The sequence below is a fragment of the Embleya sp. NPDC020630 genome, from assembly GCF_044334985.1.
Lineage (GTDB): Bacteria > Actinomycetota > Actinomycetes > Streptomycetales > Streptomycetaceae > Embleya.
Genome location: NZ_JBIRUB010000023.1, coordinates 1 through 19892, shown reverse-complemented (window position 1 = coordinate 19892; position 19892 = coordinate 1). Strand labels below are relative to the sequence as shown.

Genomic DNA, 19892 nt, shown 5'->3' with positions numbered 1-19892 from the left:
GCGGCACGAAGCGGGTCCCCGTCATCCGAGGTGGCGCCCGGTCGGCGGCTCGACGGGTCCCCGCGACCAGGGCTCGCCGCGCAGGGCGGCCTGTACCAGGTCCATCAGCTGCTGCTGGTCGTCCACCTCCTGCCGACGGCTGCTGGTCTCGTGGCCGCCGCTGAACCAGTCCAGCCGTACGTCGCCGCCCGCGTCCTGGAGGGCCTTCGCGTACCCGTACGCCTGCCTGGGCGGGGTTCGGGTGTCGTGGGTGGCCTGCACGATGCACACGGGTGCGCGCACCGACGCGACGTAGGTGATCGGCGACGAGTGGCGGAAGCGGTCCGGGTCGAGGCCGGGGTCGGCGCCGAAGAACGCCTTCCAGGCCGCGCGCAGCGCCGGGTTCATGTCCTCGTACGCACCCACCCAGTCGGCCATCGGCACGAAGGCCATCGCCCCCGCGAACAGCTTCGGCGACCGGCCGACGGACAGCAGCGACAGGAAACCGCCGTAGGAGGCGCCGGTGACGAAGACCCGGTCGGCGTCGGCGACGCGGTCGGCCACCAGTCGGCGCACCGCAGACTCGATGTCCTCCAGTTCGCGGTCGCCGATGGAGCCGATGAAGCCTTCGCGGAACCGGCGGCCGAAGGTGACGGATCCCCGGTAGTTCAACGACGCGTACGCCACCCCCGAGGCGACCCACGCCTGCGCCTGCGGGTTGTAGGAGTCGACGGATACGAGGTTCGGACCGCCGTGCAGATTCAGCACCAGCGGCAGCGGCCCCTCGGCATTCGGGGGCCGGCACACCCACAGTTGCAGGGGGGTGCCGTCGGTGGAGTACACGATGACCGAGTCGGCCCGCGCACCCGGCACCGGGGGCGTGGCCGGATCGACCGCGGCGACCTCGCCTGTCGCACGGTCCACGTACCGGACCGTCAGGGGCTGGTCGAAGCGCTGGTGCAGCAGCCGGATGCGCCCGTCGGCGGCGTAGTGCGAGGCCCACTGGTGCAGGTGGGCCGCGGCGACGTCGGGCTCGAAGTACGCCCCGTCCGGATGGTCGATCGCGGTCAACTCCCTTCGGGGCAGGTCGAATTCCAGGATCCGGTGCAGGCCGCGGTCGACGTGCGCGAGCAGGATCCGGGTGCCGTCGTCGGACCAGTCCAGCGCGACCAGGTCGCCGTGCAGGTCCGGGGCGTCCACGTCTGTCCGGCGGCCGTCGGCGGGGTCCCAGACACACGGGCGGGCGAAGCCGGTGCGCTCGGTCGACACGAGCAGGCGGCCGTCGCCCGCGACCGGGGAGAACCGTACCGCCCGCACGGGTGCCTCGGGCCCGTCGGTGAGCCGGCCGAGCACCGCTCCCGTGTCGGTCGCCACGACGGTGACGGCGAAACGGCGCACGCCGGGGTTGTGGTCGGTGGTGTCGATGCTCGCGATCCGCCCATCGGCGGAGATCAGGCCGTTCCACGCCTCGTGCGGGGAGGTGAACAGCCGCCGGGGCGCGGGGGTACCGCGGTCGTGCAGGTGCCAGAGGCTGAAGCCGTCGGGGGCCGCGGCGGTGATCACGACGTCGTCGCCGTGCCGGGCGGTGTCGATGCCGCGCAGGGCGTAGGGCGCGAGGTCGGGGGTCAGGTCGCGGCGGTCGGTCCCGTCCACGGAGGTCGCCCACACGTGTCCGACTTCGGAGCCGTTGTCGTCGTGCAGGCTGAGTACCCGTTCGCCGTCCGCGCCGAGCACCGCCTCGCCCGGGTCGCCGAAGTCGCCCGCGAGCGGCAGGCCGATGCCTCGCTCGGCGTCCCAGCGGGAGAGCGTCTGCCCCTGCTCGGTGTCCTCGACCACCAGGCACAGGTCGCGCTCGCCCCTACCCCGGCGCATGGACAGGACGCGGTCGGTGGTGAAGAAACGATGCCAGGACACGGTCATGAGGCGGGCCTTTCGGGGGTGTCGGCGTACGAGTGCGGCGCGGCGGGGTCCGCGCCCGGGAGGACTTCGGGGAAGTGGCACGCCGTACGGTGTCCGTCGCCCGACTCGGCGAGCGGCGGGGTCACCTCCGCACATATCCCCTGTGCCTTCCCACAGCGGGTGCGGAACCGGCAACCGGAGGGCGGGGCCAGCGGACTGGGTATGTCGCCCTCCAACACGATGCGCTTGCGGGTGCGCTGGATCCGTGGGTCCGGGATCGGCACGGCGGACAGCAGCGCCTGCGTGTAGGGGTGTCGCGCGGCCTCGAACAGGGCGTCCACCGGCGCGTGTTCGACGATCCGGCCGAGGTACATCACCGCGACCTCGTCGCTGATCTGCCGGACCACGGACAGATCATGGGCGATGAACAGGTAGGTCAGCCCGAGCTGTTCCTGGAGGTCTTCCAACAGGTTCACCACTCCGGCCTGGACGCTGACGTCCAGTGCGCTCACCGGTTCGTCCAGGACCAGAACGTCGGGTTCCACGGCCAGGGCCCGGGCGATCCCGATGCGCTGGCGCTGCCCGCCGGAGAACTGGTGCGGGAAGCGGTGGGCGTGCGCGGGGTCGAGGCCGACCAGGTCGAGGAGTTCGTGCACCCGTTCGCGTTCGTGCCCGGGGTGCAGGCCGTGGATCCGCAGCGGCTCGGCGAGGATGGCCTGCACGCTCATCTGCGGGTTGAGCGAGGAGTAGGGGTCCTGGAAGACGAGTTGCACCCGGCGACGCAGGTCCGACAGGGCTCTCCGGTTCGCGGTGGCGATGTCGGTGCCGTCGAGCAGGACCCGGCCGCCGGCGGGGGTGACCAGGCGCACCAGGCAACGACCGAGGGTGCTCTTGCCGCAGCCGGTCTCGCCGACCAGGCCCAGGGTGCGCCCGCGCGGGATGGCGAAGTCCACGCCGGAGACGGCCTGTACGACGGCGGCGTTGCGGCCGCGGCCGGTGCGATACTCGGCCACCAGTCCGGTGACGTCCACCGCGGTCGTGGTCATCGCTTCACGCTCCCGATCTCGTGGTGGCGCACGCAGGCCGTGGTGTGCGTCGCGTCGACGGCCAGGAGTGGCGCGTCGGGCTCCCCGCAGACCGAGGGCACCGCGTGCGCGCAGCGGGGCTGGAACGGGCATCCGGTGGGCCGTTCGCTCGGCAGCGGCGGCCGTCCGGGGATCTGCGCGAGTCGTTCGGCGCGCCGGTCGATGCGCGGCAGCGACCCGAGCAGGCCGGTCGTGTACGGGTGGGCCGGGTGGTAGAACAGCGGATCCACCGGGCTTTCCTCGAGTTTGCGGCCGCAGTACATGACCATCACCCGGTCGGCGATGCCGGCGACCACCCCCAGGTCGTGGGTAATCAGCAGGACGGAGGTGTGGGTGCGGTCCTGGACACGTTCGATCACGTCGAGGACCTGGGCCTGCACGGTCACGTCCAGGGCCGTGGTCGGCTCGTCGGCGATCAGCAGGGCGGGCTCGTTGGCGATGGCCATCGCGATCATGACGCGTTGGCGCATGCCGCCGGAGAGTTCGTGCGGGTAGCGGTCCACCCGCTCGCGCGGGGAGGCGATGCCGACCAGGTCGAGGAGCTCGACGGTGCGCTCGCGCAGGGCCTGGCGATCCCGGCTCGCGTCGTGTACGCGGACGGCCTCGGCGACCTGTGCGCCGATGGTCATCATCGGGTTGAGCGCGGCGAGCGCGTCCTGGAAGACCACGGCGATCTGCTTGCCGCGGATCGGGCGCAGTTCCCGGTCGGAGAGGTCGAGCAGTTCCCGGCCGTGCAGGCGTACCGATCCCTCGGCGCGGGCGTTGCGCGGGAGCAGGCCCATGATCGCCATGGTGGCGGCGCTCTTGCCCGAGCCGGACTCGCCGACGATGCCCAGGGTCTCCCCGGAGGCCACGTCGAAGGACAGGCGTTCGACCGCGACCACCGGCCCGGAGTCGGTCCGGTAGGTGACGGTCAGGTCGCGCACGGACAGCACGGGGGGCGTGTCGCCGGCCGCCGGCGCGGCCGGGTCGCCGCTCGTCGCGGGAGGCGCTTGGGTGTTCATCACTGCCTTCCTTGGGGGTCGAAGGCGTCGCGCAGGCCGTCGCCGACGAAGTTGACGGCGAGCACGGTGATCAGGATCGCCAGGCCCGGTACGTACAGCAGGTAGGCCTGCGAGGTGCCGATCAGTCCGGCGGCCTGGCTGAGCATGTTGCCCCAGCTGGACTGGGGCGGTTGGATGCCGAACCCGAGGAAGCTGGTGGTGGATTCGAGGATGATGGCCGAGGCGACGGCCAGGGACACGTTGACGGCGATCACGCCGGTGAGGTTGGGCAGCAGGTGGCGCACCACGATCCGCGCGTTCGAGGCGCCGATCACCCGGGCGGCCTGGATGAACTCCTTGTTGCGCAGGGTGAGTACCTGCGCGCGCACCACCCGGGCGATCATGGTCCAGCCGAGGGCGGACAGGACCAGGACGATGGTCGCCGGGGAGGGTCCCACCGCCTGGAGTGCCAGGGCCAGCACGGCGATGGCGGGCACGATCAGGAACAGGTCGGTCACCCGCATGATCACCTCGTCGGCCCACCCGCCGGCGAATCCGGCGATCGCGCCGACGGCGGTGCCGACGACGGTGGACAACAGCGCGACGCAGATGCCGATCGCCAGCGAGACCTGCCCGGCGAAGAGCAGTTCGCTGAGGTAGTCGCGACCGAGCGAGTCGGTGCCCAGCCAGTGGCCTGAGGACGGCTGTCGGGCGCCCAGCAGGAGGTCCTGGTGGTTGTGCCCGTAGGGGGCGATCCAGTCGGCGCCGAAGCACACGATCGCCAGTGCGATCAGGATGAACAGGCCGACGACGGCCAGGCGGTGGCGCAGGAATCGGGCCAGGACGATCCGGTATCGGGGCTTGTCCGCGGTGCGGGCGGGTACGGTCGGCGCGGGGTCGCCCGCTGCCGGCGTCGGGGCGGTCGCTGCCTGGGAGGCGGCGATCCGGGCCGCGGCGGAGTCGGTCATCGCAGGGCCACCCTCGGGTCCAGGAGCGCGTAGGCCACGTCCGCCAGCAGGTTGAAGGCGATCACGGCGACGGCCACCACGAGCATCCACGGAATCAGCACGAACACGTCGCCGGCCAGGATCGAGCTGAGGAAGAGTCGGCCCATGCCGGGGATCGCGTAGATCTGTTCGGTGACGACCAGGCCGCCGACCAGGACGGCCGCGTCCAGGGCCACGACGGTGACGAACGGCGCGAGCGCGTTGCGCAGCGCGTGCCGGAACAGGATGTGCCGGCGCGGAACACCCTTGGCCCGGGCGGTGCGCACGTAGTCGCTGCCGAGGGCTTCGAGCATCGAGGCGCGGCTGAACCGCGACCAACTTGCGACCAGTCCGATGGTCAGGGTGACCACGGGAAGCGCCAGGTGACGGAAGTAGTCGAGGTTGATCCCGCTCTCCCCGACCGAGTGCAGTCCGACGAAGTACAGCGGGGGTTCGCTCAGGCCGAACTGCTGCCTGGGCCACACCGCCAGGACCTGGATGAGCACCAGGCCGAGCCAGAAGGCGGGCATCGCGATGCCGACGTAGGACAGCCCGGTGAGCACGTAGTCCCCGGCCGAGTACTGGCGCGCCGCCGAGTAGATCCCGATGGCGAGGGCGATCACGGCGGCGAACAGCACGCCCCAGAACATCAGTTGCAGGGTGACTTCGAGCGCGGAGCCGATCATCGGCTTGACGGATCCGCTGGTCCGGGTGCTGGTGCCCCAGTCGCCGGTGACGAAGGCCTTCATCCACAGCAGGTACTGCTCGGGCACGGAGCGGTCCAGCCCGAGCAGTTCGGTCTGGCGGCGTACGGCGCCCGGGTCGGTGGACTGGCGTAGTTTGGCGAGCGGGTCGAAGGTCGCCCGCACGGCCCAGAACAGGATGTACGAGGCGATCACCAGCACGGGCAGCGAGTAGGCCAGGCGGCGCAGGGTGTATCTCAGCATGGGATGTCCTCGGCGAGGGGTCGGACGCCGGTCATTTCGCCAGTCCCCATTCGGCGAGGTTCCAGAACGGGCCCTGGACGGGGTTGATGCTGATCGGGCCGCCGACCTTCTTGCCGGTCAGCAGGATGTTGGGCACGGCCCCGAGCGGCAGCGACGGCACGGATTCGGCGAGCAGCTTCTCGCTCCGGCGGGACGCCTCCAGCCGGGACGCCTCGTCGACGTCGCTGCCGACCCGGCCGAGCAGCGCGTCCAGGCCGGGGATGTTCGCGCGCACGAAGTTGATGCCCGAGTTGCCGTTGGCGTCGCCGGGGATGGATCCCGAGCCGAAGCTGGCGTCCAGGGTGGGTTCGGGGAAGGTGTCGGTCAGGTTCCACAGTCCGAGTTGGAAGTCCCCGGCCGGGGCGACCTTGCCGAACAGGTTCGCGGCGCTGGTGTTCTTGATGGTCATCTTGAATCCGGCCTGACGCAGTTGCGATTGCAGGATCTGCTCGGTGAGTTCGCGGCTCTGGTTGCCGGCGAGGGAAACGATCGTGAACTGTGCGGCGCGGCCGTCCTTGGCCCAGATGCCGTCGCCGTTCTTCGTCCACCCGGCGGCGGTCATGATCTGTCCGACCCTGGTGAGGTCGCGTTGATAGACGGCGAAGTCCTCGGCGGCGAACGCGGACACCAGCGGGGACAGGAAGCTCTGCGCGGGCGCGGTCACGCCCAGCGAGCCGAAGAGTTTGCGCACGATCGCGGCGCGGTCGATCGAGTAGGCGAACGCCTCGCGCACCGCCTTGGAGTCGAACGGGAACGCGGCGTTGTTCATCCACAGTGCCTGGAGGTTGCCGGTACGGGTCTCCACCTGCATGTCGGCGCTGCCGCCGAGCGAGTTGATCTGGGAGAGCACGTCGAGTTGCGGCGTCGGGTACAGGGCGTCGAGCTGGCCGCTGGCGAAGGCCTGGAACTCGGCGGCGGTGTCGGTGGTGAACTGGAACGTCACCTTGTTCAGGTGGGGTTTGGGGCCCCAGTAGCGCTCGTTGGGGACCAGGGTGACGGAGGTGCCCCTGATCCAGGAGGCGATCTTCCACGGCCCGCCGCTGAAGCCGTAGCCGTTCTTCATCACCTCGTTGCGGTCCTTGCCCTCCAGGAGGTGGGCGGGCAGGACGCCGTACTCGGCGCCGAACAGCTGTCGCCAGTTGGCGTAGGGGGACTTGAGGGTGACGATCGTGGTGCGCGCGTCCGGGGTGGCGATCGTGTCGATGAGGTCGTAGCCGGTCTGGGTGAAGACGTCCTTGCCGTCGCGGATCTGCAGCGCGGTGTATTTCAGGTCGGCCGAGGTGATGGGTTGCCCGTCGGACCAGACCGCGGCGGGGTTGAGCGTGTAGGTGATCGTCTGGCGCCCGTCCGCCACCTCGGTGGTGGGCGTGCCGGCCATCAGCGGGGAGGCGACGGGCACCCAGTCCCTGCCCCGCTGTACGACGGTGAAGACCTGCGGGATGGTCTGCGCCTGCATGAGGTAGGTGCCCCAGATGGAGCCGGCGCAGGTGGAGATCCAGTCGGCGCAGTCCGGCTCCTGTTCGGCGCCGATCACCAGGCTTCCGCCGTCCTTGACGGGGACATCGCGGATGGAGTTGGTCCCCGGCGCCAGCGCCGGCGCACCGGAGGTGCACGCGGTCGCCACGAGCACGGTCAGGGCGGCGAGGGCACCGGCCACGGGGTTGCGCAGTCTTCGGGCTCTGGGCGGCCGATGGCCGGTTCGTTCAGGAATCATGGTGTTCGACCTTCCCTGTACGGGATGTCCCCGGGACTCGAGGATCAAGGGTAAGGAGACGTGAACGGCATAGCAATACACATAGGCTAGGAGTTAGCCGATGAGATTGACTTGAAATGTGGCCATGGCTCCGCCAGGCTCGGAACAAGGGCGCCCACCGGCGCCGACTACCGGGAAGGAACCCCGCACATGAGTGCCCCGAACGCCGAGGAACCCTCCGGTGCGCCGGCGAAAACCACCGGTCCCGGGCGCCGTCGACTGCCCCGGGACACCCTCAGCCGCCAGGTGATCCTGGAGGCCGCCGAGCGGGTCGCCGCCCGGGACGGGCTGGACGCCTTCACCTTCCAGTCGCTCGCCAAGGAGGTGAACGCCCACCCGACGTCGCTCTATCGGCACTTCCGCGACAAGGACCAGTTGGTCCTGGAGCTGATCGACGACCTCCGGGCACGCTCCTACGGCGGCCGTCTGGAGGCGACCGACTCCTGGCGCGAGGATCTGCGCACGCTGGCCCGCTATGTACACGAACACCTGATGCGCTACCCGCAGTTCGCCGTGCAGATGGCCGCGCGCACCACCCGCAGGCCCACCGAGTTCGCCAACGTCGAGTTCGCCCTGGACGCGCTGTTGCGCGCCGGCCTCGACGAGGAGGACGCGGCCATGTACCTGCGTGTGTTCGGCAACGTGGTGCGCTCGCTGGCGAGCATGGAGGCGGGCATGCTCGTCCTGGACCCGGAGACCCGCGACGGCGACACGCTGGCCTGGCAGTTGGAATACCGCAGGCTGCCGGCCGAGAAGTATCCGCGCATCGCCGCGATGAGCGGGGAGCTTCGGGACATCGGCGACCCCCGGGTCTTCGACACCGCCGTGGACCTGTTCCTCGACGCTATCGAGGCGCGTGCGGCACAGGCCCGGGAGGCGAGGGCCGCGAAGGAGGGGGCCGCGCCGGACGCGGAGGAATGAGCCGCCCCGGGCGGGGCGACCGGTGTGCCCTGTGTCAGCCGGCGGTCGCGGTGACCGCCGGCGCCCGGATCAGTGCGGCCACCAGCCTCGCGCGCTCCGGGAGGGAATCCAGGTCCACCCACTCGTGTCGGGCGTGCGCGCCGGCGCCGGCGGGTCCGAGGCCGTCCAGGGTGGGGATGCCCAGTCCGGCGGTGAAGTTGCCGTCGGAGGCGCCGCCGACCCGGGCCTCCCCGAGTGCGGCGAGCCCCTGCTCGCGGGCCAGGCTGCGGGCGGCCGACAACAGGTGTACGGACATGCCGCGTTCCAGCGGGGGGCGGTTGATGCCTCCCGCCAGTTCGACCCGGGCCCCGGGCAATCGCGCGCACAGTGCGCCCAGCGCCCGCTCGACGCGTTCCAACTCCCGCCGCTCCCAGGCCCGTACGTCGATCTCGACATGGGCCGACTCGGGCACGGTGTTGGTCGTGGTCCCGGCCGAGCCGACGGTGGGGGTGACGGTCGTACCGCGCCCGGTGTCGCCGAGGGCGTCGATCGCCAGCACCTGGTGCGCCAACTCCACCAGGGCGTTGACCCCCGACTCCGGTTCCAGTCCGGCATGGGCCGCGCGCCCGCGTACGGCCAGGCGATACAGCGCCACACCCTTGCGGGCGGTCTTCAGGGCCCCGTCCTGACCGGGTTCGAGGACCAGTACGGCCCGGCAGTCGGCCGCCGCCTCCTCGACCAGCGCGCGCGAGGTGGGCGAGCCGCGCTCCTCGTCGCCGGTGACCAGCATCCGCACGTCGTCGGCGCCTCCCGTCAGCTCCAGCGCGTCCAGCGCCGTGACCAGACCCGCCTTCATGTCGAACACCCCGGGCCCGGTCGCCCGCCCGTCCACCGCGGTGAACGGACGCTCGGCGAGGGTGCCCAGCGGCCACACGGTGTCGGCGTGGCCGAGCAGCAGCACCGGGGCCCGCGCCGGGTCGCGGACCCGCTCGTGCACGTACAGGTGCGGCACCCCTTCGCTGACCACCCGTTCGGCCCGGCCCAGCAGGCCGCTCGACCACGAGGCCAGCAATTCGTACAGCGGGTCCAACCCCGGGGCGTGGCCGGACGGCGTCTCCAGTTCGACCAGTTGCCGCAGCCGGTCCAGGGAGCGCGCGGCGTCGACGTCGTGGGACGTGGTGGTCAACGGGTGCCTCCCGATTCGGTGGGCCGGCAGAACGACGCCAGGGCCCGCGCCACCTCGTGGGGCGCTTCCTCGCACAGGTAGTGGTCGGCCTCGATCGGTACCGCGTCGACGTGGCGCGCGTACGACCGCCAGACGCCCCGCACGTCGAAGGAGCGCCCCACGTAGCTCTTCGTCCCCCACAGCGCGAGCAGCGGAGCCTCGATCACCCGGCCGCGTTCGCGGTCCCGGCGGTCGTGCACCAGGTCGACGCCGGCCGCGGCCCGGTAGTCGGCGCACGACGCGCGCACCGTGTCCGGGTCGAAGCAGCGCGCGTATTCGGCCATCGCCGCCTCGTCGAACGGCGCACCGCCGGCGTGCCGACCGGCGAAGCGGCTGCGCAGCCAGGCGTCGGTGTCCGCGAGGATCAGCCGCTCGGGCAGGTCGCACTCCAGCGCGAGGAAGAACCAGTGGAAGTAGGTGGAGGCCATCGCCCGATCGACGTTGTCGAACATGTGCAGCGTCGGCACCACGTCCAGCACGGCGACGCACCGCACCCGCTCGGGCGAATCGAGCGCCATCCGGTGGGCTACGCGGGCGCCCCGGTCGTGGCCGGCGACCGCGAAGCGCGCGAAGCCGAGGGACTGCATCAGCTCGACCTGGTCGGCGGCCATGACCCGCTTGCTGTAGGGCGTATGGGAAGGCGTGTCGGCCGGTTTGTCGCTGTCCCCGTAGCCGCGCAGGTCCGCCAGCACGACGGTGTGGCCGGCCGCGATCAGCTCCGGGGCGACCCGGTGCCACATGGCCGAGGTCTGCGGGTAGCCGTGGAGCAGCAGGATCGGGGGGCCGTCGCCGCCGACGAGGGCGTTGATCCGCACGCCGTCGCGGGAGGACCGCACGCGACGCAGGCCGGGCGGCGGGTGGTACGTGGTCATGCGGCCGTCCCGGAGCGGCGCAGTTCCTCGATGAAGGCGTCGCACACCTCGTCCGTCGACAGCGTGCCGCCGAGGTCGGGGGTGACGGTGCCGGCGGCGACGACCCGATCCAGGGCCCGGACGAGGCGGTCGGCCGCCTCCTTCTCGCCGAGGTGCTCCAGCATCAGCGCGCCGGACCAGATCTGGCCGATCGGGTCGGCCGATCCGGTGCCGACGATGTCCGGCGCGGAGCCGTGGATGGGCTCGAACATCGAGGGGTGGCGGCCGGTGGGGTCGATGTTGCCGCAGGGGGCGACGCCGATGCTCCCGGCGAGGGCGGCGGTCAGGTCGCTGAGGATGTCGCCGAACAGGTTGGAGGCGACGATCACGTCGAAGCGGGTGGGGTCCAGGACGAGCAGCGCGGCGAGGGCGTCGACGTGGTACGAGGTCAGCTCGACGTCGGGGAAGTCGGCGGCGACCTCGGCCACCACCTCGTCCCAGAACGGCATGGTGTGCACGATGCCGTTCGACTTGGTCGCGGAGGCCACCCGGCCCGAGCGGGTACGGGCGAGCCCGAACGCGCAGCGGGCGATGCGCTCGACGCCCATGCGGGTGAACACGGCTTCCTGCACCGCGAGTTCATGGGGGCGGCCCCGGTACAGCCGGCCACCGACCTCGCCGTACTCGCCCTCGGTGTTCTCCCGCACCACGACCAGGTCGAAAGGCCGTTCGTCGCGCAACGGCCCACGGATCCCGGGCAACGAGCGCACCGGGCGCAGCGAGACGAACTGGTCGAACTCGCGCCTGATGGGGATCAGCAGCCCCCACAGGGACACGTGATCGGGAACCTCCGGCGTACCGACCGCCCCGAGCAGGATCGCGTCGGCGGCGCTCAGCTGCTCGATCCCGTCGCTCGGCATCATCGCACCGGTCTCGGCATGGAACGCGCAGCCCCAGGGGTACTCCGTCCACAACAGTTCGAACCCGTGCGTCGCGGACAACACGTCGAGAACGCGCCGAGCAGCCGCCACGGTCTCCCGACCGATGCCGTCACCGGGTATCGCCGCGATCCGATATGTACGCATACGATCTCCCATCCCTCTCACTAGCAATGCACCTAGCCTATGAGATAGCCACGATGAATTGCTAGAGGTTCGCACGGCACGCCCGCCGGCGCCGGCGACCCCGCCTCTGCCTCGCGCCCGCCTCGGCGTTCGCCCCGCGCCCGCGCCGCTTGCCGCGCCGCGCCTGCCCCGCCCCGCCCCCGTGCCGGCGCGTTGCGCCCCCACCCCGGCCCCGCCGCTCGGACGGCCCACCGTTCGCCGCGCTACGGGCCGCCTTGCTCGTGCGCTGCTGTCGGCCTTCTCAGGCTGAGTCGGTGAGGCGGGTGTGGATGGCTTCGGCGGTGGTGTGGGCGTGTTGGTCCACGAGCGTGAAGTGGTCGCCGGGGACGGTGACTTCGGTGTGCGGCAGGCTCCACTGCGGGGGCGGGTCGGTGTCGGGCAGTGGGTGTTCGGCGCGTACGTACAGGGTGGGGCAGGCGAGAGGGGTGGGGGTCCAGTTGGCGAAGAGTTCGAAGTATCGGGCCATGGCGGTGAGCCGGGCGGGGGCGGAGGCGGCGAACTCCGCCGCTTGGCGCAACACGTCCGATGCCATCCCGGGGAACGCCCGAGCCTGGTCGCCGTGCACGGGGGGACAGGTGTCCACCAGGACGACGGCCGTCGGGGCGGCTCCCTCGGACTCCAGGCGCTCGGCCACGGCATGGGCCACCCAGCCGCCGGCCGACCGTCCCAGCAGTACCACCGGGCCGCCGGCCACAGCCGCTGCCGCGCGGACGGCGGCGGCCTGGGCGGTGACCAGGTGCCGCGCCACCAGCATGCCTAGCGAGCCGGTCCCGCCGGTGACCAGGACTGTGCCGTCCGGGTCGCGGGGCCGCCGTTTCGGCGCCGCCTCGACCAGTGGCACCAGCTTCGGCACGTAGACCGTGCCTCGGCGGACGGCCGCCTCCGGCTCCGAGTCGGCCAGGAGCGCGGGCAGCGCGGCGTGGGAGTCGGGGTGGTCGTCCACGTCGATCAGGGCGAAGCGCCCCGGGTGTTCCCGCAGCGCCGACCGGACCAGGCCCCACACGGGGGCGTGCGACGCCACGGCCGCCGCCGCGCCGGGACGGGCGTCGTCGCGGTCCGCGTGGACACCCTCGTCGGCCGGGTCGACGGCGTCGCACGTCACGAACACCAGACGGGTGCGGGCCAGGTGCGGTTGTGCGAGCCACTCCCGCACGAGCGTCAGCGCCCAGTCCGCCGTACGCGACATCTCGTGCGCGGCCCGGGTCGTGCCGGACGGCGGGCACACCGCCACGACGACGGCCGACGACGCGTCGCACGCCGCCGGGTCGGCGTACACCGGGACGCCGGAACCCAGCGGCGCGAGGGCGTCCACCGGCGGTGTACCGGCCGCGCCCAGCACCCCCCAACGCAGCGTCCCCGCAGGTGTGGGCGGCTGGCTCCATCCGCGCGGAATGGAAGGCGTGGCCGACCCGCAGCGGCGTCACCGGGCGACCCCGCTCGCGGAAGTACGCGGCGACCTCCCCCACCGCGGCCTCGTCGCCGGAAACCACCACCGAGGTGGGCCCGTTGATCGCGGCGATCTCCGCCGCGCCCTCGATCTCGGCGAGGTGCGCGGCCAGTCCGTCCGCGCCGACGGCCACCGCCGTCATCGCCCCGCCCGGGGGCAGCGCGTCCATCAGCCGGCCCCGGGCCGCCACGAGGGTGCAGGCGTCCGCGAGGGACAACACTCCGGCGACGTGGGCCGCCGTCACCTCGCCGACCGAGTGCCCGGCGACCAGGTCGGGGTGTACCCCCATGCCGCGAACTGCCGGAACAGGGCCGTCCCCAGTGCGAACAGCGCCGGCTGCGCGAATCGGGTGGTCCGCAGCAGCGCGGCCCGCCGGGTATCGGGCTCGGCGAACATGACGTCCCGCAGCGGCACCGGCAACCCCGTGTCGAGCAGGGCACAACACTCGTCCAACGCGGCGGCGAAGGCCGGATGCCGATCGCGCGACGCGTACAGTTCACGGCCCCCGCCGACGCGCCGGCCGCCCTGGTCGGTGAACAACAGGGCACGGTGAGGGCCGGGCCTTCGAGGCCGAAGGTGTAGGCGATCCGCCCCGAGGCGACGCTTCCGGCGTTGCCGATGCCGAGATAGCCCTCGACATGCTCGGGCGTCCTCGTCAGCCGCCGGGCGTAGTCGCTGTACATCAGGCCGACGTACACCCCGGTCGCGCTGCCGCGCAGGGTGTCGGGGACGAGGCCGGCGTACTCGAAGGCCTCCCACGTCACTTCGAGCAGCAGCCGGTGCTGCGGGTCCATCGCCAACGCCTCGCGGGGGGGAGATGCCGAAGAAGCCGGGGTCGAAGCGGTCCGCGCCGAGGAGGAAGCCGCCTTCGCGCACATACGTCCGCCCGAACCGCCCGGGGTCCGGGTCGTACAGCGCCTCGGTGTCCCAGCCCCGGTCGGTGGGGAACGGGCCGATGGCGTCCCGGCCTTCGGCCACCAGCCGCCACAGGTCCTCGGGGGAGGTCACGCCCCCGGGGTAGCGGCACGCCATGCCCACGATCACCACGGGGTCGTCGTCGGGACGGGCCGCCGGCGGGTGCGCGGGCGCGCCGGCGGCCGGTGTGGCGGCGTGTTGTGCCGCGAGGTGGGCGGCGAGCGCGGCGACGGTGGGAAAGTCGAAGGCGACGGCCTCGGAGAGCGGCAGGCCGGTCGCCGCCGACAACCGCTCGCGCAGCACGGTCGCGGCAAGGGAGTCCATGCCCAGGTCCCGAAGTGCCGTGTCCGGCTCGACCGCTCGTGGCGTACGGCCGAGCAGGGCCGCCACCTCGCCGCGCACCAGTGCGGTCAGGTCTCGCGCCGGCGTCCCGGCGGCCGGCGTGTCCAGTGCGCGGGCCGGCAGGCCCGCGAGGTCGCGCCGCAGGATCTTGCCCGACGCGGTTCGGGGCAGGTCCGCCACCTCGAACAGGTCGACGGGCACTTTGCCGGCGGACAATTCCGCGCGGCAGGCGGCGAGGACGCGGCCCCGGTCCGGCACACGACCGCCGGGCGCGGGCACGGGATAGCCCACCGGCACCTCCCCGAAGACGGGGTGCGCGCGGCCGGCCACGGCGGCGTCCGCCACGCCGGGCAACCGCCGTAGTACGGCCTCCACTTCCGAGGGATGGATGTTCACCCCGCCTCGGACGATCAGGTCGCTCGCCCGGCCGGTGACGGCCAGTTTGCCGAGGGCGTCGATCGTGGCCAGGTCGCCGGTGCGGTACCAGCCGCCGCGCAATACCTCGGCGGTGGCGTCCGGCCTGCCGTGGTAGCCGACCATCACGCCGGGCCCGTTGACCCACAACTCCCCCCTCGCCCACCTCCCAACCGTCGGGCCCGCCGCCGACCCGGACCCGGATGTCGCGCAGCACCCGGACGCTCGCCCCGGGGCCCGTCGCCAAGATGACCGGCCGGCCGCGCGGTCCGGCGTTGCGACTCCCGGTAGGTGACCCGTGTGCGGCGGTCCCGAAACCAGACCCTGTCCCCCGAGCGCCGGGCATGTCGCCCCAGCAACTCGGGCAGCGGCCGGACGACGTCGGCGTGCGCAACCACCCGCATGACCTCCCGGAGACGATCCGCCGCCGAAAACGACGACACGCTCCACGGAGTTCCCTCCCGACACCGAACAAACCCACATCGGGTCCGCCGGCAGGCCCTCCCCCGCACCCCGGCGCATCGAGGCGGTGGGTCCCCGTTCCGACCCAGAGGGACGGAACAAGGAACCCTGCGCACCACCTCGATCAGGCTCAGTCGATACAGAACTCGTTGCCCTCGATGTCCTGCATCCCGATGCACGACTCGTTGAACTCGTCGGCGAGCAGGACCCGCTCGCATACCGCGCCGAGCGCCTCCAGTCGCACCCGCTCGGCCTGGAGCGCGGCAAGGCGCTCCTCACCGACGAGCCCGGTGCCGACCCGCACGTCGAGATGCACCCGGTTCTTGACGACCTTGCCTTCGGGAACCCGCTGGAAGTACAGGCGCGGGCCCTCGCCCGTGGGATCCATGCAGGCGAACCCCGCACCCTGGCGCTCGGGCGGCAACGAGCGCGTGTAGTCGTCCCAGGTGTCGAACCCCTTCGGCGGCGGCGGTACGACGTACCCCAACACCTCGCACCAGAAACGGGCAACACGCTCGGGGTCCGCGCAGTCGAAGGTGACTTGGAACTTCTTGATCGATGCCATCGCTCCACCGTAGCGACGGCCCCCGAATACCGGCCCCGCGGGTGCCGCCGGCACACCCGGGCGACCCGGCCGCGCGTACGCGCCACGAGACCGAATTGCATAGTCATGCGGGATCCTGTATATCTTTCCCATGTCCAAGGTTCTCACCTCCCTGCCCACCGGCGAACGCGTCGGTATCGCCTTCTCCGGCGGCCTCGACACGTCCGTCGCCGTCGCGTGGATGCGCGACAAGGGTGCCGTCCCGTGCACCTACACCGCCGATATCGGCCAGTACGACGAGCCCGACATCGCCTCGGTGCCCGGCCGCGCGCGTACCTACGGCGCGGAGATCGCCCGCCTGGTCGACTGCCGGGCGGCGCTGGTCGAGGAGGGCCTGGCCGCACTCGCCTGCGGCGCGTTCCACATCCGCTCCGGCGGGCGCGCCTACTTCAACACCACACCGCTCGGCCGCGCCGTCACCGGCACCCTGCTGGTGCGGGCGATGCTGGAGGACGACGTCCAGATCTGGGGCGACGGGTCGACGTTCAAGGGCAACGACATCGAGCGGTTCTACCGCTACGGTCTGCTCGCGAACCCGCACCTGCGCATCTACAAGCCGTGGCTCGACGCCGACTTCGTCACCGAGCTGGGCGGCCGCAAGGAGATGTCGGAGTGGCTGGTGGCCCACGGGCTGCCCTACCGCGACAGCGCCGAGAAGGCCTACTCGACGGATGCCAACATCTGGGGCGCCACCCACGAGGCCAAGACGCTCGAACACCTGGACACCGGCGTCGAGACCGTCGAGCCGATCATGGGCGTGCGGTTCTGGGACCCGACCGTGGAGATCGCCCCCGAAGACGTCACGATCGGGTTCGACCAGGGCCGCCCCGTCAGCATCAACGGCAAGCGGTTCGCCTCCGCCGTCGACCTGGTCATGGAGGCCAACGCCACCGGCGGCCGGCACGGCCTGGGCATGTCGGACCAGATCGAGAACCGGATCATCGAGGCGAAGAGCCGCGGCATCTACGAGGCGCCCGGCATGGCGCTGCTGCACATCGCGTACGAGCGCCTCGTCAACGCCATCCACAACGAGGACACCCTCGCGCACTACCAGTTCGAGGGCCGTCGGCTGGGCCGGCTGATGTACGAGGGCCGGTGGCTGGACCCGCAGGCGCTGATGATCCGCGAGGCGCTGCAGCGCTGGGTCGGCTCCGCGGTGACGGGCGAAGTGACCCTGCGGCTTCGGCGCGGCGAGGACTACTCGATCCTGGACACCACCGGGCCCGCCTTCAGCTACCACCCGGACAAGTTGTCGATGGAGCGCACCGAAGACTCGGCGTTCGGCCCGGTGGACCGGATCGGCCAGCTGACCATGCGCAACCTCGACATCGCCGACTCGCGCGCCAAGCTGGAGCAGTACGCCGGCCTCGGCATCGTCGGCACCACCCACCCCGCCCTCATCGGCGCCCTCCAGGCCCCGCCGACCGCCCTGATCGAAGACATGCCGGAAGGCGGCGCGGAAGCCATCGCCTCCCGCGGCGAGGTATCCGACGACGACCAACTCCTCGACCGAGCAGCCATGGAACTCGGCACCGACTAACCCCACCCCACCCAAGGGCCCGCCCCGAACACCGAATTCCAGGGGCGGGCCCACTCGGCGCGCAACCTACGACGCCCGGTCTCCCATCGCACGGGGACGCAGAACCATGAGCGAGTCCTCCAAGGCCGCCACCATGGCGAAGGGGAACCGGTCGAGCTCGAGACACAGTGCGACGTCATCGGGATGAACTCCTCGACGCACGCCCTCCGTGAGCTCGGCGGCGGCGCGCGACGCACCGGCTCGGCGGAGAAACCCGCCGGCATCCGTATCGGCCCCGACGGCTCTGCGAGCGATGTACTGGGCACACGCCAAATCCTCATCGGCCCGCCCATCCTCACCGGTGACCACGAACGTGACACCGTCGCTCCCGCGCGCCCGCAGGAGCCGAGCGGTCGCCTCCGCCACCACGAAGCCGGCGCACAACACCAACGACGCGTCCTTGACCGCGAGGGCACCGACCGTCCCCGCCGTGGTCTTGTGCACAACGGTCCGCCCATCGAGGTCGACCGATCGCAGCAACCCCGGCGAATTGACGAAGTCGAACCCGGGTGCGAGCGGACCATCCTTGATCGCCACCCAATCCGGATGCCGCGCCTTCAGCGCCAGCGCCTCGGCCGGCGACTCCGCGAGAACGATCCGATCCGCCCCCCGGGCAAAGACCCAGCCGGCCACGGTAAAGGCACGCATCACGTCGACCACGACCGCCACGGACGGGACTTCACCCAGGTTACCAATACCGAGAAACCGAACATCCATCCGAACATGATCGTGCACTCCCCCCGACGCCACCATGCCCGGGGCGGTGGTGTGGGGTCAGTTCGGGCCGGCGAGGAAATGAACTGGTGGTTGGCCGGGGAATCGGCCAGGACGGTCGGCCAGGCGTACCCGTGGCACAACCTCCGGAACGGGACGGGCACTTGACGAGCCTCGGCAAGCTATCCGCCCCGTATCGGGAAAAGAGAGGGACTTCCCGGCGCTTCCACCTGCGGGTGCGCTGAGGTCGGTCCCGTCGAGGGCGCGCCGATCGCACGGGGGTTCGAGGCGGCGGGCCGTGCGTCTGAACGGGCGCCGGTGCGGGTACACGCCGTTGCCCGGCACCGGGACGTGTCCGGTGCGGGCGTGCTCCGCCGGTTCCATGTTCAGGGAGAGTTCGTGATGTTTCCATTCGATCCCGAATCACCGACGCCGACACCGACGCATCACGAACCTGCCGCGCCCACCCGGCGTTTCGGGACGTGGGCCACCCCGCCCGACACCCCGGCCACACCGCCGCGACCCACCGAACCTCCGTTCCGCCCGGAGGCTCGTCCGGAGAATCGCCCGCAGGCCGACCCGGAGGATCCGACACCCACGTGGCCCGCCTCCGCGCCGGCTCCGACTCCGGCCCCGGTCGCGGTCGCGGAGCCCGCCGCGCCGATCGTCGCGCACCCCGCACCGAGCGCCCCGATCGAGGAACCGGCCGGCCACCCGCAAAGGGTCTACAACGAACCGGCGGACAAGCTGCTCCGCATCGCGGCCACGCATCGGTCGGTCCCGGATCTCGCCCGGATGATCACGATCCTGGACGACGGTTCGGGAACAGCCGCCGACGACGCGTTGCGGGAAGCGGCGATGACGCGGCCGGTGAGCGATCTGGTACTGCTGACGGATCTATTGCGGAACCCCACCTACGCCGCGCAGGACGGGGGGCCCGCCACGGAGTCCGACCCGCACGCACCGGGAGGCACCGCCACGTTCGCGCCCGAATCCGCGCCGCGGAGCTCGGCCGCGGCCGGAGGGGCGGGCCTGCGGTGGGTCACGGCGGCGGGTCTGGCGGTCTCCGGGGTGGCGTTGGGCAGCGCGATTCCAGCGACCTTCCGCACGCCTCCGTACACCGCCGCGTGGTTGGCCGCAGTGGCGCTGACCTGCCTGTTCCTGGCCGGACTGACCTCCGTACGCGCCGGCCGGAACGCGCGTCTGGCGGCCCTGGCGGCGGGATGCGCCACCATCGCCACCGCCGTCGTACCGCAACTGACCGCCGGACGGCAGGCCGCCGCGTGGCTCGACACATCGGGCCTGATCGCCCTGGGCGCGGGCTCGATCACCACCCTGTGCGCGGCGGCGTTCCTCGCCCGACAGATCGACCTGCCGAACTCCCGGCAGCCCAAGCAGCCGGTCGCCTTCGAGCCGTGGGAGGCCACGATGCTGGAGAACCGCCCTCCGAGCACCACCCGCATGCTCGGCTGACCCCGCAGACCATCCGGGCCGCCCGGTCGCCTCGACCGCCCGGGCCGCCCGGGTCACCCGCACTCCCAGGTCACCCGCCCCGTTACCTTTTTCGTGGTCCTGAAATGGGGCTCCTGGCCTCCGGGTCCGGCATGGCTTTTGCCCCCTGTCGAACGCATGACCTGGGGGGTG

Annotated in this window: 15 protein-coding genes and 3 pseudogenes; 3 read left to right on the top strand and 15 right to left on the bottom strand. The window is 71.8% G+C overall.

The features are described 5' to 3' along the window. Positions 1-21: 21 nt before the first annotated feature. Genes ACH4XV_RS41200 through ACH4XV_RS41175 form a run of 6 tightly spaced genes read right to left on the bottom strand, consistent with a single transcriptional unit; the run spans position 22 to position 7632 of the window. Positions 22-1899, bottom strand: coding sequence for a S9 family peptidase (locus ACH4XV_RS41200; RefSeq protein ID WP_395798515.1), 1878 nt, complete (start codon positions 1897-1899; stop codon positions 22-24). Beyond that, positions 1896-2924 (bottom strand): ABC transporter ATP-binding protein, encoded by a 1029-nt coding sequence (locus tag ACH4XV_RS41195; RefSeq protein ID WP_395798513.1) that lies wholly within the window; start codon positions 2922-2924, stop codon positions 1896-1898. Before ACH4XV_RS41195 ends, ACH4XV_RS41200 begins: the two co-directional genes overlap by 4 nt. Beyond that, positions 2921-3967, bottom strand: coding sequence for an ABC transporter ATP-binding protein (locus ACH4XV_RS41190; RefSeq protein WP_395798511.1), 1047 nt, complete (start codon positions 3965-3967; stop codon positions 2921-2923). Before ACH4XV_RS41190 ends, ACH4XV_RS41195 begins: the two co-directional genes overlap by 4 nt. After that, entirely contained in the window at positions 3967-4914 is a 948-nt protein-coding gene (locus tag ACH4XV_RS41185) for an ABC transporter permease (protein ID WP_395798509.1), read from the bottom strand. The genes ACH4XV_RS41190 and ACH4XV_RS41185 overlap by 1 nt, the downstream gene beginning before the upstream one ends. Beyond that, the gene (locus ACH4XV_RS41180) at positions 4911-5879 is read right to left on the bottom strand and encodes an ABC transporter permease (protein WP_395798507.1); all 969 of its coding nucleotides are present in this window, start codon (positions 5877-5879) and stop codon (positions 4911-4913) included. The genes ACH4XV_RS41185 and ACH4XV_RS41180 overlap by 4 nt, the downstream gene beginning before the upstream one ends. A gap of 31 nt (positions 5880-5910) precedes the next feature. After that, on the bottom strand, positions 5911-7632 hold the full coding sequence (locus ACH4XV_RS41175; RefSeq protein ID WP_395798505.1) for a peptide ABC transporter substrate-binding protein: 1722 nt from the start codon (positions 7630-7632) through the stop codon (positions 5911-5913). A gap of 189 nt (positions 7633-7821) precedes the next feature. On the opposite strand from ACH4XV_RS41175, the gene ACH4XV_RS41170 reads away from it, so the two are divergent. Next, positions 7822-8592, top strand: coding sequence for a TetR/AcrR family transcriptional regulator (locus tag ACH4XV_RS41170; protein WP_395798503.1), 771 nt, complete (start codon positions 7822-7824; stop codon positions 8590-8592). A gap of 34 nt (positions 8593-8626) precedes the next feature. On the opposite strand, the gene ACH4XV_RS41165 is transcribed toward ACH4XV_RS41170, so the two are convergent. The 8 genes and pseudogenes from ACH4XV_RS41165 to ACH4XV_RS41130 form a co-directional block, all read right to left on the bottom strand. Continuing rightward, complete coding sequence (locus ACH4XV_RS41165) at positions 8627-9757, bottom strand: M20 family metallopeptidase (protein ID WP_395798501.1); 1131 nt, start codon at positions 9755-9757, stop codon at positions 8627-8629. After that, the gene (locus ACH4XV_RS41160; protein WP_395798499.1) at positions 9754-10668 is read right to left on the bottom strand and encodes an alpha/beta fold hydrolase; all 915 of its coding nucleotides are present in this window, start codon (positions 10666-10668) and stop codon (positions 9754-9756) included. Before ACH4XV_RS41160 ends, ACH4XV_RS41165 begins: the two co-directional genes overlap by 4 nt. Continuing rightward, a complete protein-coding gene (locus tag ACH4XV_RS41155; RefSeq protein ID WP_395798497.1) occupies positions 10665-11732 on the bottom strand; it encodes a tartrate dehydrogenase in 1068 nt (355 codons plus the stop codon). The genes ACH4XV_RS41160 and ACH4XV_RS41155 overlap by 4 nt, the downstream gene beginning before the upstream one ends. Before the next feature lie 280 nt (positions 11733-12012). Then, positions 12013-13110 (bottom strand): thioesterase domain-containing protein, encoded by a 1098-nt coding sequence (locus ACH4XV_RS41150; protein ID WP_395798495.1) that lies wholly within the window; start codon positions 13108-13110, stop codon positions 12013-12015. Between the two features lie 82 nt (positions 13111-13192). Beyond that, positions 13193-13507, bottom strand: a pseudogene (locus tag ACH4XV_RS41145) (acyltransferase domain-containing protein); the annotation flags it as partial. Positions 13508-13736: 229 nt separating this feature from the next. Further along, positions 13737-14475: pseudogene (locus ACH4XV_RS41140) on the bottom strand (beta-ketoacyl synthase N-terminal-like domain-containing protein); the annotation flags it as partial. Between the two features lie 159 nt (positions 14476-14634). Further along, positions 14635-15015 (bottom strand): annotated as a pseudogene (locus ACH4XV_RS41135) (fatty acid--CoA ligase); the annotation flags it as partial. A 466-nt stretch (positions 15016-15481) separates the two neighbouring features. Further along, on the bottom strand, positions 15482-15916 hold the full coding sequence (locus ACH4XV_RS41130) for a VOC family protein (RefSeq protein ID WP_395798493.1): 435 nt from the start codon (positions 15914-15916) through the stop codon (positions 15482-15484). A 130-nt stretch (positions 15917-16046) separates the two neighbouring features. Here ACH4XV_RS41130 and argG point away from each other — a divergent pair, with 130 nt between their 5' ends. After that, the gene (gene argG, locus ACH4XV_RS41125; protein ID WP_395798491.1) at positions 16047-17495 is read left to right on the top strand and encodes an argininosuccinate synthase; all 1449 of its coding nucleotides are present in this window, start codon (positions 16047-16049) and stop codon (positions 17493-17495) included. A 66-nt stretch (positions 17496-17561) separates the two neighbouring features. On the opposite strand, the gene ACH4XV_RS41120 is transcribed toward argG, so the two are convergent. Further along, positions 17562-18251 (bottom strand): 2-phosphosulfolactate phosphatase, encoded by a 690-nt coding sequence (locus ACH4XV_RS41120; protein ID WP_395798489.1) that lies wholly within the window; start codon positions 18249-18251, stop codon positions 17562-17564. Positions 18252-18650: 399 nt separating this feature from the next. On the opposite strand from ACH4XV_RS41120, the gene ACH4XV_RS41115 reads away from it, so the two are divergent. Further along, on the top strand, positions 18651-19721 hold the full coding sequence (locus ACH4XV_RS41115) for a hypothetical protein (protein WP_395798487.1): 1071 nt from the start codon (positions 18651-18653) through the stop codon (positions 19719-19721). Positions 19722-19892 lie beyond the last annotated feature (171 nt).